This window comes from Thomasclavelia spiroformis DSM 1552 (assembly GCF_025149465.1).
In the GTDB taxonomy this organism is placed as follows: domain Bacteria; phylum Bacillota_I; class Bacilli_A; order Erysipelotrichales; family Coprobacillaceae; genus Thomasclavelia; species Thomasclavelia spiroformis.
In genome coordinates, this window is record NZ_CP102275.1 from 1,090,023 (window position 1) to 1,102,341 (window position 12,319).

Consider the following 12,319-nt stretch of genomic DNA (forward strand, 5'->3'; position numbering starts at 1 on the left):
TATGTTTAATATTATAAAATCAGAAATAACAAGACTATCAAAAAGTAAAGGTTTTTGGGTTTCTATAGGCATCTTTATTTTCATATATATAGTATGTATAGTAATGCAAACATCAACTCAAAATACAAGTAATTTCAATTCAACTAATATTATTAATGAACCAGGTTTTTATATTCAAGTTGATACTGTTGTTAAATCACTTAATGGTTATGCTACAACGTTTGGACATTCATTTGGAGTATTGATTTTAGGAATATATCTTAGTTTATTTGTTTGTCATGAATATAGCAGTGGCTATGTTAAAAATGTAGCAACTTTACCTAATGGTAGAAATGCAATGATTATTTCAAAAGTCGTTGTTTCAATAATTATGTCATTAGTTATTTTATTTATTTGTTATAGTCTAAGTTTTATATTAGGAAATATTTTGATTGAAGGCTTTGAAATTGAGTCATTATCAATAATTTTAAAATCTATAATAGTAATGTTTTTATTATCTATGGCAATGTTTAGTTTAATTATTTTTGTATCAACATTATTTAAAAACAAAACAGCTGGAATTATTTTATTATTTTTAATTGCTTCAGGAATGCTATTTCCTTTTATTAATGGGATTCTTGAATTTATTCATCTTTCAAATTTAGCAAAATATTCACTTTCCTATCTTTTTACAAATATTATCTCATTTAATCATAGTACCATGATAAAAACAATTTTCATTTCAATCATTTATATTATAGTGTATACTATTATTAGTATTAAAATTATTCAAAAAAGAGATTTGTAAATATGGAGGTGTTAAGTAGTGATGATCTTGTGTGCTATTTTTTGCATTATAACAATCATTAGCTTAAGCCTTCTTTTTATTTTGATAAATGATATTAAAAAAATTAATGAACAAATTGATTATAAAAACGAACATGAAAGTCATTTTGAAATATCGATTCAAAGTAATTTAAAACAAATTAAATATTTACAAAAGAAAATAAATTCTTTATACAAAAAAACTCAAGAAATCGAAGAACTAGCATTAAAAAAAGAAAAAGAAATGCAAACGTTAATGTCAGGAATATCTCACGATATTAGAACACCGCTTACTAGTATGCAAGGATACTTAAAATTAATTGAGGAAACTAGTGATGAAGAAGAAAAGAAAAAGTATTTAGATACAATTGAGTATCGTTTAGAAACATTAAAAACAATTTTAGAAGATTTATTTTTACACTCAAAAATAAATGACAGCGATTATCAAATCAAAAAAGAAGAATTTGAAATATATCCCCTTATTTGTAAAGTATTAGCATCATTTTATTATGATTTTGATTCAAAAAATATTGAACCTGTTATTTTATTTTCAAATGAACATCTTTTGCTTAATGCAAATCAAGAAATGACTATGCGAATGCTTCAAAATTTAGTAAATAATGCACTTAAACATGGTAAAAACTATTTTGAAATTAATGAAGAAAACGGAATCATTAGTTTTATTAATAATATAGATAATAATAAACAATTTGATCTTGAAAGTATCTTTGATCGCTTTTATAAAGGTGACCAAGCAAGACATCAAAATTCTACCGGACTAGGATTATCAATTGTAAAAAAGATTGTTGAAATTCATAATTGGTCAATTAAAGCAACATTGGATAATGATATTTTAATAATAACAATAAATACAAACATATAAAATAAAGGAGATGTAAATAATGAAATGGGAACATTTATTTAGAGGGTGCCGTAGTTAATGAACATATTTCAAAAAATAATATTAGTGCAAAATAATGATTACGATGTTGAAATAATTTTTGATGATGACGAAATAATTGAGATGTATTGTTCTTGTCCATATGCTATGGATGGGCATAATTGTAAGCATATAACAGCAGTTTTATATACATATCAGGAGCATATAGAATACAAATAATCAATAAACAATTATATTTCCAATAATTCTTCTACACTTGATGAAATCATTGAAAAAGCTAGTGATAAACAAGTACGTGATTTTCTTTTTAATGTTTTAAAAGATGATGATAAACTTTTATTGAAGTTTAAAATGTTAGTAGACAAGTCGAAGATAGATATAAAGCAATATAAAAAAACAAATCAATAAAACAATTAAATCATTTTTAGGACGAGATTATTTTATTTCATATCATCAAGCTGGTAAGTTTATAATGGCTATGGAAAAATACTTAGATGAAAGTGTTAATATGATGATTGATGCTGGTAATTACTTAGAAGCTTTTGAGTTAACTAGTTATTTATTTTTAAGTGTATTTAATGTCGAGATGGATGATTCTGATGATGGCCTTGGAATGTTTGCTAGTAAGTGTTATTAAGTGTGGAATAAAATTTCAGATCAAGCTAATGAGCAAATTGAAGCTAAAATATATCAATGGTTTATTAAATATTTGATGGTCCGTTATTGATTACATTGAAGAGTATTTAGAAGAGATTTTAATGGAACAATTTAAAAGTGAAAAAAGTTTAAAAGATAAATTATTATATACAGAAAATAAGGTAATGCTTGAAAAAAATCAGAAAGTTGGACAACAAATTATAATATTGAAAATTGGGCTTTAAATCACATTAAAATAATGGAAGAATTAAAATTTTCATTTGATGATATTGATAAATATTGTAAAGAAAACTGTAAATATCCAAGAATTCGAGAATATTATATTTCAACATGTATTAATAAAAAAATAATATAACCAAGCAATCAAAGTTTTAAAAGAATCATTAAAGTTAGGTGCAGATAAATTAGGATTAGTTAAAGAACATAACTTAAAATTAAAGGAGTTATATTGATCATTTATATAAAGAAGGAAAACTCTATGATCGATTATTAGATTATGTTTTGAAATCACCAGGCTTAAATTATGTATTTAAATATGAAAATATTTTAAAAGATGATTATTTTCAAGAACTATTACAAAAATATACTGAAGAATTAAATAAGATGGCTACTTATATAGTTAATCAAAAAATATAAGGAATAGATAATGATCCTAAAAAAAAATGACGAAAATCAAAGCTGGTGATAAAACTGTTCGAGATATAGTTAAAAATTGGAAAATTATGTATAGTAAAAGAAAAACAACGATGGAAGAATTAGAAAGATTATAGAAGATAGTTGTTATGGAAAAAATTACGGCTAAAGAAGCGATGAAAGAACTTACGATGGTGTTAATGTATTTATCTAGATTTGAAAATGATAGTGCTTTTAATCAAGATAAAGATTATTATGCATGGAGAGGTTATGATTTTGATGTTATTAATAAATTATGGGATAAAGCGTATATATTACCAAAAATGCTGAATTCAGCGGTTTTATTCGTAAATAAATGTAACTATTGACATTACAACAAAGAGATATTATACTAATGTTGTAATGATTATAGTTACATTTATAAAATAAAGAGGTAAGAAACATGTTACAACAAGAACGAAGAATTTACTTAATAAAAGAACTTTTAAAAGAACAACAAGAAAAAATAAAAATTCCTAAAACACCTACATTACAAAAACAATTATTACGAGCATTATTCAATATTCGTCTTCCCAAAGAAGCATCTAATGAATTTTTAAAAATACAAGACGAATATTTACAAGAAGAAATTGCTAAAAAGGGGATTACAGATTGTCATTTACTTACACCAATAAAAAAAGGAATATATTTATGGCAAGGGGATATTACTACGCTTTGTCGTGATGCGATTGTAAATGCTGCTAATAGTCAGATGTTAGGGTGTTTTTATCCTAACCATGGTTGTATTGATAATGCAATTCATAGTTATGCTGGAATTCAATTACGACTAGCTTGTGCTAAGCTAATGGCTCAACAAGGCCATGATGAAGCAACTGGAAAAGCAAAAATCACTCCAGCATTTAATCTACCAAGTAAATATATTTTACATACAGTTGGCCCAATTATAATTAATAAGTTAAAAAAATCAGATTGTGAAAAATTACGATCTTGTTATAATTCATGTTTAAAATTAGCTAGTGAAAAGGGACTTAATAGTATTGCATTTTGTTGTATTTCAACTGGTGAGTTTCATTTTCCTAATGATATAGCTGCTAAAATTGCAATTCAAACTGTTTATGAATATCAAAAAGATCATGAAATAGAGGTGATTTTTAATGTTTTTACAAAAAACGATTATGACATCTACGCAAGTTTACTTAGATAATATATATAAATTAAAAAATGCTTTTTTACAAGCTGATGCAATAATTATTGGAGCTGGTGCAGGATTATCTACGGCTGCTGGATTTACATATGATGGAAAACGTTTTATGAAATATTTCAGTGATTTTCATGAAAAATATGGGATTGCTAACATGTATGCTGGAGGCTTTTATCCCTTTGATTCTTTAGAAGAGTATTGGGCATATTGGAGCCGTTATATTTATATTAATCGTTATCAAGAGCCATTAAAACCGGTATATCAAAAATTGTATCAGTTAGTTAAAGATAAAGATTATTTTGTTCTTACTACAAATGTTGATCATTGTTTTCAAAAAGCTGGATTTGATAAACAACGGTTATTTTACAGTCAAGGAGATTATGGTTTGTTTCAATGTTCCAAAGCCTGTCAGCCAATAACTTATGATAATGAAAAAGAAATTTTAAATATGGTATCAAAACAAAAAGAGATGAAAATACCGACTCAAGCGATTCCTTATTGTCCTCACTGTGGTGCATTGATGACAATGAATTTACGCATTGATGATACATTTGTTGAAGATAAAGGATGGCATCAAGCAGCCAAATGTTATCATGAATTTTTAAAATCACATAAAAAACAGCATATTTTATTTTTAGAACTAGGAGTAGGAAATAATACTCCAGGCATTATTAAATACCCTTTTTGGAATATGACACTTAAAAATAAAAATGCATTATATGCCTGTATAAATGTTCAAGATACCTACTATCCAAAAGAAATAAAAAAGCAAACAATTTGTATTCAAGAAGACATTTATAAAGTAATTAAAGATTTACAAACCATGTTAGCTAAAGATACTAATAATTAGTATCTTTTTATTGGTTATGGTATTTAGTTGAGTGATTTATAAATCAGATACTTTATATGTTTATTTTGCTGATTTTATAGTATATACTAATATTAATAAGTTATAAGAAGGTGAAAAAATGTCTTTTGAAGATGTAAAACAATATTTTGAAAATGTTGGAATGGAAGATAGAGTTATCGAACTTGAAAAATCAAGTGCTACAGTAAAAGAGGCAGCAAAAGTAATTGGCTGTAAGCCATGTCAAATTGCTAAAACACTGTCTTTTTTAGTTGATGGAAAACCAATTTTAATTGTTGCAGCAGGGGATAGTAAAGTTGACAATAGAAAATATAAAAATACCTTTAATGAAAAGGCAAAGATGATTCCAGCTTGTCAAGTAGAAACTCTTATTGGTCACGCACCAGGAGGAGTATGTCCTTTTGCAATTAACAAAGAAGTAGCCGTGTATCTTGATATATCACTAAAACGTTTTGAAAAAGTTTATCCTGCAGGTGGAAATGATTATAGTACAGTATATCTATCATTAGCTAAATTAGAAATTCATTCTCATTTTATCGATTGGGTAGATGTTTGCAAAGATTGGTCTGTAGATGTTTAGTAATATTAAAATAGAAATTATTGCTTTTATTTAGTTATTACATATATGGATAATAAAAATGGTAGTGATAAAACAATACTTTATCACTACCATTTTAAATTGATTTTTTATTATAGATATTACTTAAATATAAAACAAAAATAAACAATATAATAGTAAGTATTAAACTTATAAATAAATTATTCATACCATTAGCTAATGATATTATCGATGTATATAAAACATAAAGAGGGATAAATATTTTTGTTAAATTAGCTACAGTCTTATTAATTAGTGCATCAGCTAATTTAATGATAAATAATTCAATGATAAGCATTATCAAAGGATAAATAAAAATAATTTCAAACTTACTACCTGTTCCACTCATTGAAGCAGTTACCGTGTTCCAGCAAATAAGCTTATCTGGCAACCATATCCATAAACATATCCCTGCTATAATTGGAATAATACAACATAATAAACAAATAAAATTAATTTTTTTAGTATTTTTGATTAAGTATAAATATAATTTTTTCATGAATATTAAACCTCCATGGATATATAATTCAGATATATTTAAAAGATATAATAAAATTCATAAATTAGTATTAAATATTAGTTTAAACAAAAGTTTAATATAAATACCTTCACTACAGTAAGTATACTCTTATTAATTTTTATTTTCAATTAATAAGAGTATATTTGTTTTAGCTTTGTTTAAAGGTATGATGAAATTTATTAATTCGACATTAAACATAAAATTTTTAAATTTAAAGTAGGCAGGTTATAAATATTTTGATATAGTAAGTATGCTATGTTTAAAAGGAGTTAATTATGGATAAATTATCATTAAAAAATACTTTGATTATTGGAATAACTTTATTTTCAATGTTTTTTGGTGCGGGAAATTTAATTTTCCCACCATTAATAGGTGCCAAAAGTGGCGAACAGTTTGTACTAGCAATACTAGGTTTTATTTTAACTGCGGTTGTTATACCAACTGTTGCAGTAATTGTTGTATCAAAACATCGTGGTTTAAAAAATATAACTGACCGTTTTCATCCAAAATTTACACTAATTTTTATTACATTAGTCTATTTACTAATTGGACCATGTGTTGCTATTCCTAGAACTGCATCTACTTCATTTGAAATGACATTAGCTCCATTTATTTCGAGTTCTTTTTTGTCACAAATGATTTATGCTTTTTTATTTTTTATTTTGGCAGGGTATGCTGCATTACATCCTAATCGTTTAAAAGATTTACTTGGAAAAATAACTGCACCAATATTATTAATATTGATTGGTATTCTTTTTCTAGGAACAATATTTATCGTTCCTTTTGGTTTATCACCAGCAACTGATTCTTATGCAAATAATGCTTTTATAACGGGTTTTGTCGAGGGATATCAAACTATGGATATTTTAGCAGCCTTGAATTTTGGAATTATTATTACTTTAAATATTCAGGCTTTAGGTATAAAAAAACCAGGACAGATTGCTAAAGAAAGTATGAAAGCTGGAGTCATTGCCGGGATTTTATTAGGAACTGTTTATATAATTACTGGCTATATTGGAATGCATACTTCTTCGGTTATGTCTACTTCAAATAATGGTGCAGAAGTTTTATCTTATGCAATTAATAGTGCGTTTGGTTCATGGGGTCAATGGATTGTCGGAGCAATTTTCTTTATCGCATGTTTTAATGTAGCAGCAGGATTATTATCTTGCTGTTCAGAATATTTTCATGAACTTGCCCCAAAAATTTCTTATAAAAATTGGCTACTTATATTTACAGTATTTAGTTTTGTAGTTTCAAGTTTTGGATTGGATTTTATTTTAGAATTTTCTGTTCCAATTCTATCAATTATGTGTCCAATTTCAATTATTATTGTTTTGATCGGAATTATTTTGCCATATAAAGAAAATAAATAATTTAAAGAGTGAGTGAATTCTCACTTTTTATAATATAAAAATTCATAATATGTTATAGGTATATTAAAAAAGGAGAGAGATATCTTCCATACAATTAAATTTTTTATGAACCTGAATTAATGGGGCTATAAAGATTAAAACTAGATAAATTTCTAAACATTTCTTAGAAAAAGAATTTATTTTAATTAAATTTAGAAAATTTAAAGAACAAACATTTTTTTGTGGCAATGTATTTAGGATTTCTAATTCTCATTATAGTATAATCAGTATTCATTTTTTAGTCATTAAACAATTTATAATATTAATCTCATCACTTGAAGTTAATGCGATTACTAAATATACTTGATTAACTTGAACTTTTTTAATACATCATAGTTGATATATCATTTTCCCGTTTTCAACAACGTCTAAAAACAGCTATTGTTAAATTCGATATTTGTGGTTTATTTTCAATGATTGTTATATCATATCCTTCCTGACTTAGCTGTTTGAATAGCAAAATCAACTTTACCATCACCAATAATTACAATTTTCATATTTTCCTCCAGTAATTTTTATAAATCAATGTAATAACATGCTTTTCTACTACAACAAATAAAATTGTCTATAGTAAAATACAAAAATTGTCAGATTAAAGAAATGACTCAAGGATTTTGAAAATGATATATTTAATAGAACAAATCTTTTTTAACAGAAAGAAAATAAATCTCATAGGGTAATTGATTCTTTAATAAATATAACAAAGAAAAATCTTTTAAAACATCTATTTGATTAATTATAACAATCTTACGTTTAGCCGCAACTTTATTAAAATTATATATAATTATTTGTTTAAGAATTAAAAGATCAACGATTGGATCATCTTGCCAATTAAAATACTTTTTTGCAAGTAAATAGCGATGCAGAACTTCATTAGCTTTTTTATTGATTGCATTTGCGCCTACAACTTGAATTACACAGTTACAAAAACTAGGCACGACAGGTTCATTTTCTTTTTCAAATTTTAAAGGATAATGCTTAGAACCATCAGCTTCAATAATCATTTTATCGCATTGTAATAATACATTTGATAAAAATTCAAAAGACATAGATTGTATTTTATTATTAATATATGGTTTAGCTAAAAATAATAAATTTAAAGACTTTAGTTTTTGTTTTATTTCTAAAATATCTTCGTGTAAACAAAGTTGTTGTTTATCTAAATGATCAGGATAGAGCATATGTGTAGTTGTTGTTAAAATAGTTTTTTCGTCTTTACAAAAAACATCACCGAGTTCAAAAACAAGCGTGGTTTTGCCTCCACCACCAATTAAAGATATACAATGTTCATGATCAAGTTTGGCGTTTTTAATTAATTTTAAAATAGCTGTTTTCATTACATCACTTCCTAAAAGTAGTATAAAATAAATCAGATATATTGTAAAATAATGTTGTGAAAAATTTTTTAATTGCTAAATGTAATTTTTGGAAGAAAATAAAGACAAGTAATCATAAGAATAGTTTGGTTTATAGTTGGAAAAAAATATATAGAAGATATGGAGATAATTATGGAAAAGAAAATATTTTGTAAAAGCGGAGGCTGTAGTGCTAAATTAGGTGCTGGAGTGCTAGATCATGTGTTAGCTAAACTACCAAGAAAAGAAGATAAAAATTTATTAGTTGGTTATGATACTAAGGATGATGCTTCAGTATATAAATTACGTGATGATCTTGCGATTGTAACGACTTTGGATTTTTTCCCAGCGATGGTTGAAGATCCTTATATATTTGGACAAATTGCTGCGACAAATGCGTTAAGTGATATTTATGCAATGGGTGGCGAGGTAATTAGTGCTTTAAATATTGTATGTTTTCCTGAAAATGATGATTTAAACGTATTAGGTGAAATTTTAATGGGTGGCGCTAAAAAAGTAGAAGAAGCCGGTGGAATATTAGTTGGCGGTCATTCGATTCAAGATGAAGATATTAAATATGGTTTAAGTGTTACTGGAAAAATACATCCTGATAAAATTTATCAAAATTGTAATGTAAAATAAGAATGTTTTTTGATGTTAAATTAGGGGGTTAGTAAAGAGTTATGCAATGTCATATTAGATCATTATATTTATGTGTAAAAGATATGTATAGGGCAATTGAATTTTATGAGAATTTTTTTGAAAAAGAAGTTTTTATAAAAGATGATATTTATAGTGTTTTTGATATTGATGGGTTTAGATTAGGATTATTTGCTTTTAAAAAAGTAGATGAAACTCATGTATATGGCAGTAATTGTTTACCTAGTATAGATGTTGAAAATTTAGATGTATTAAAAAACAAGATTAAAAATTTAAAACTATGTTTTCCACTAACAAAAATAAATAATAATTGGGTTGTAGAATTTATTGATTCAGAAGGTAATCATATTGAACTAACAGCACCGATTAAATAAAAGTGATTTAATAATAGAAATAACAAACTAATGCTTTAGTTGATAAACAATTAATAATATGATAAAATCAAAATACAAAGATAAAAACGCAACGTAAGAAATGTGATCTTACAGAGTCGGTAGGTAGCCCGGTCGCACCAATTGGTGTAAGTAACCCTCCCTCCTTAGGGTCGTCCATTCTTTGCTTAGTATTATTATTTAAGGAGGAATTGTCATGGACAAAGTATCAATCAAAGTGACAGTATTTTTTGAAATGCCATTTTGGGTAGGTGTTTTTGAACAGATATCGCAAGAAAAATTATCTGTATGTAAAGTTACATTTAAAACGGAGCCAAAAGATTATGAGGTATATCATTTTATTTTGAAAAACTACTATCGCTTGCACTTTAGTCTGGCTGTGGCAACTGATGTAAAAGAGGTAAATTATAATCCAAAACGAATGCAACGTGAAGTACGCAAACAAATGCATAATACTGGATTAGCAACAAAATCTAGGCAAGCTTTAAAATTACAGCAGGAGCAGTTTAAAATTGAACGTAAGATGAAAAACCGCAAACAACAAGAAATAAATAAAAAGCGTAAATTTGAACTGAAACAGCAAAAAAGAAAGGAAAAGCATAGGGGCAGATAATAATTACCCCTACGCTTTTTTAATAAAGTTTAATTTTATATTTTAAAGTTTTTTATTATTCTAATTCTATTAATCGATATGGTTTGATTTCATATTCTCCACTCTTATTTATTGTAATCAAAGTTGCACCTCTTTGTTTTGTATCTTCTTTAATACCTGGCATAGCTAAATAGTCAATACTATACTATATCCATAAGTTAATATATTTGACGAACAGATTATTATAATCAAAACATAGCTTTTGTACTTCCTAATTCTAAAGCGGTATTAAAGAGTTTGCTTGAATATTTAGAACAACAAATCTTATCTATTGTTGTTTCACCAATTTCTCCATAATAATATTGTACTTATTACAGCTGCTTTCATATAACTCATAAACTTCTTTATATTTTTGCAAGAATATAATAATGATTGTTCAAGAATTGAAAAGATAGTATGGTAGTAAACTTCTGATACCAGAAAAGAAAAATTGGTGTCAAATAACCTTAATTTGAGATTTTGATGAGTAACACGTCAGTATAAAAAATTGAATATTTCATAGACTTTGGAACGCCTAAAATGACGTTCCTTTTCTATTTCCAGCCGTTCTTATTGGACGGCTATTTTATTACCCAAAATGAAAGGAGCATTAGATTTATGAAAAAGTAATGAATGACGGTTCGATTGGTTCTACCTTTAATGAGGGGCATTTGACCGTTGAGGGTGAGGACGCTTATATTTGCTAACATAAATATGGCTCTTTCCAATGTTGGTTGAAATTACTTAATTATATTCATCATTAACGTTTTTGATTTAAGTAATTCAAAACTACATCTACTATACATTATTCTTTTAACAAGTTTAAGTTTATTAACTGATACTTCAACAACACCATTACTTTCTTAATATAAAATACTATTTTTGACCGCATCATAATCTTCCCTTATTCCAGTGATAAAAATAATAATATGACCAAAACTATCTATACTTACTTTCTTTATCCAAGATTCTAATGCATGAACTGATTTCATACTATGTAAGATGCTTTTAAACTCATAAAAAGTTCTAAAAGTATCTTCACTTTTGGATATAATTGATAGACTTTACGTAATTTATCTTTACTTAACCCATCAATTTTATCTAACTGTTTATATAAAAGTTTAATCACATACTTGCGAGGTAAAACAATCTTATATTGAAATTGTCCTGTTTTTTTATTTGAGCTACAGTTTGTTTAATATTCCCATACTTACCTTCATACCCTTTAGTTACAATATGTTTGTATATTTCTTTGATAGTATAATGATTATCTACCATATTTTGAATTTCTGTATGATATTTTTCGCAACTGTTTGTTCGATGGCATGATATATTTTCGATTGTAAATAAAAATCCATCTGTTGCATATTTCTTTGCAGTTTTTCGACTACTATTAAGCAACTCAGATATTTTTGTATATGACATTCCTTTATTTCTCATTTGTTTTACTTCGTTTACAAGCTTATTTTTTTCTTCAATTCGTGCCATCCTTTGAGTCATTTTTTCATCTTCAAAGTATGAAACTATTTCATATTCATTCGTCTCCATTAGTTTTTTCATTGTTTTATAATGAATATTATTATTTGAACATGCAGCTTTTAATGACGCAACATTATTTATATCATTTTTCTCACTGTAAAATCGTTCTGGCACTTTTTCTTGACATAGTACCACTTCCGATAAT

16 protein-coding genes and 1 pseudogene are annotated in these 12,319 nt (G+C 26.2%); 14 read left to right on the plus strand and 3 right to left on the minus strand.

What is annotated here, in order from left to right; genetic code table 11:
• Nucleotide 1: 1 nt before the first annotated feature.
• From NQ543_RS04995 to NQ543_RS05040, 10 genes are all read left to right on the plus strand, one after another.
• Nucleotides 2-787 carry an ABC transporter permease gene (locus NQ543_RS04995; protein WP_004610005.1) on the plus strand — a complete coding sequence of 262 codons (786 nt, stop codon included), beginning with the start codon at nucleotides 2-4 and terminating at the stop codon, nucleotides 785-787.
• Between the two features lie 21 nt (nucleotides 788-808).
• The gene (locus NQ543_RS05000) at nucleotides 809-1,687 is read left to right on the plus strand and encodes a sensor histidine kinase (protein WP_083784288.1); all 879 of its coding nucleotides are present in this window, start codon (nucleotides 809-811) and stop codon (nucleotides 1,685-1,687) included.
• Nucleotides 1,688-1,744: 57 nt separating this feature from the next.
• Nucleotides 1,745-1,924, plus strand: coding sequence for an SWIM zinc finger family protein (locus NQ543_RS05005; RefSeq protein WP_004610003.1), 180 nt, complete (start codon nucleotides 1,745-1,747; stop codon nucleotides 1,922-1,924).
• A 253-nt stretch (nucleotides 1,925-2,177) separates the two neighbouring features.
• A complete protein-coding gene (locus NQ543_RS05010; protein ID WP_004610002.1) occupies nucleotides 2,178-2,342 on the plus strand; it encodes a hypothetical protein in 165 nt (54 codons plus the stop codon).
• 121 nt (nucleotides 2,343-2,463) lie between these two features.
• A complete protein-coding gene (locus NQ543_RS05015; protein ID WP_004610001.1) occupies nucleotides 2,464-2,586 on the plus strand; it encodes a hypothetical protein in 123 nt (40 codons plus the stop codon).
• Between the two features lie 277 nt (nucleotides 2,587-2,863).
• Nucleotides 2,864-2,998, plus strand: a complete 135-nt coding sequence (locus NQ543_RS05020; RefSeq protein ID WP_004610000.1) for a hypothetical protein — start codon at nucleotides 2,864-2,866, stop codon at nucleotides 2,996-2,998.
• Between the two features lie 146 nt (nucleotides 2,999-3,144).
• The gene (locus tag NQ543_RS05025) at nucleotides 3,145-3,363 is read left to right on the plus strand and encodes a DUF6429 family protein (protein ID WP_004609999.1); all 219 of its coding nucleotides are present in this window, start codon (nucleotides 3,145-3,147) and stop codon (nucleotides 3,361-3,363) included.
• Between the two features lie 74 nt (nucleotides 3,364-3,437).
• Nucleotides 3,438-4,199, plus strand: a complete 762-nt coding sequence (locus NQ543_RS05030; RefSeq protein WP_004609998.1) for a protein-ADP-ribose hydrolase — start codon at nucleotides 3,438-3,440, stop codon at nucleotides 4,197-4,199.
• Nucleotides 4,150-5,046 carry an SIR2 family NAD-dependent protein deacylase gene (locus NQ543_RS05035; RefSeq protein WP_004609997.1) on the plus strand — a complete coding sequence of 299 codons (897 nt, stop codon included), beginning with the start codon at nucleotides 4,150-4,152 and terminating at the stop codon, nucleotides 5,044-5,046. Before NQ543_RS05030 ends, NQ543_RS05035 begins: the two co-directional genes overlap by 50 nt.
• 118 nt (nucleotides 5,047-5,164) lie before the next feature.
• Nucleotides 5,165-5,644: a YbaK/EbsC family protein gene (locus NQ543_RS05040; protein ID WP_004609996.1), complete on the plus strand. Its 480-nt coding sequence runs from the start codon at nucleotides 5,165-5,167 to the stop codon at nucleotides 5,642-5,644.
• Nucleotides 5,645-5,738: 94 nt separating this feature from the next.
• Here NQ543_RS05040 and NQ543_RS05045 read toward each other — a convergent pair whose 3' ends face one another.
• Nucleotides 5,739-6,161, minus strand: coding sequence for a hypothetical protein (locus NQ543_RS05045; protein WP_004609995.1), 423 nt, complete (start codon nucleotides 6,159-6,161; stop codon nucleotides 5,739-5,741).
• Between the two features lie 296 nt (nucleotides 6,162-6,457).
• Here NQ543_RS05045 and brnQ point away from each other — a divergent pair, with 296 nt between their 5' ends.
• A complete protein-coding gene (brnQ, locus tag NQ543_RS05050) occupies nucleotides 6,458-7,558 on the plus strand; it encodes a branched-chain amino acid transport system II carrier protein (protein WP_004609994.1) in 1,101 nt (366 codons plus the stop codon).
• 668 nt (nucleotides 7,559-8,226) lie between these two features.
• Here brnQ and yqeC read toward each other — a convergent pair.
• Nucleotides 8,227-8,934: a selenium cofactor biosynthesis protein YqeC gene (yqeC, locus tag NQ543_RS05055; protein WP_004609993.1), complete on the minus strand. Its 708-nt coding sequence runs from the start codon at nucleotides 8,932-8,934 to the stop codon at nucleotides 8,227-8,229.
• A gap of 171 nt (nucleotides 8,935-9,105) precedes the next feature.
• On the opposite strand from yqeC, the pseudogene selD reads away from it, so the two are divergent.
• From selD to NQ543_RS05070, 3 genes and pseudogenes are all read left to right on the plus strand, one after another.
• Nucleotides 9,106-9,579 (plus strand): annotated as a pseudogene (gene selD, locus NQ543_RS05060) (selenide, water dikinase SelD); the annotation flags it as partial.
• Nucleotides 9,580-9,635: 56 nt separating this feature from the next.
• Complete coding sequence (locus NQ543_RS05065; RefSeq protein WP_004609990.1) at nucleotides 9,636-9,986, plus strand: VOC family protein; 351 nt, start codon at nucleotides 9,636-9,638, stop codon at nucleotides 9,984-9,986.
• A gap of 214 nt (nucleotides 9,987-10,200) precedes the next feature.
• Nucleotides 10,201-10,617: a YjdF family protein gene (locus NQ543_RS05070; RefSeq protein WP_004609989.1), complete on the plus strand. Its 417-nt coding sequence runs from the start codon at nucleotides 10,201-10,203 to the stop codon at nucleotides 10,615-10,617.
• A 1,143-nt stretch (nucleotides 10,618-11,760) separates the two neighbouring features.
• On the opposite strand, the gene NQ543_RS05075 is transcribed toward NQ543_RS05070, so the two are convergent.
• Nucleotides 11,761-12,288: a hypothetical protein gene (locus NQ543_RS05075; protein WP_039904268.1), complete on the minus strand. Its 528-nt coding sequence runs from the start codon at nucleotides 12,286-12,288 to the stop codon at nucleotides 11,761-11,763.
• Between the last annotated feature and the right edge of the window lie 31 nt (nucleotides 12,289-12,319).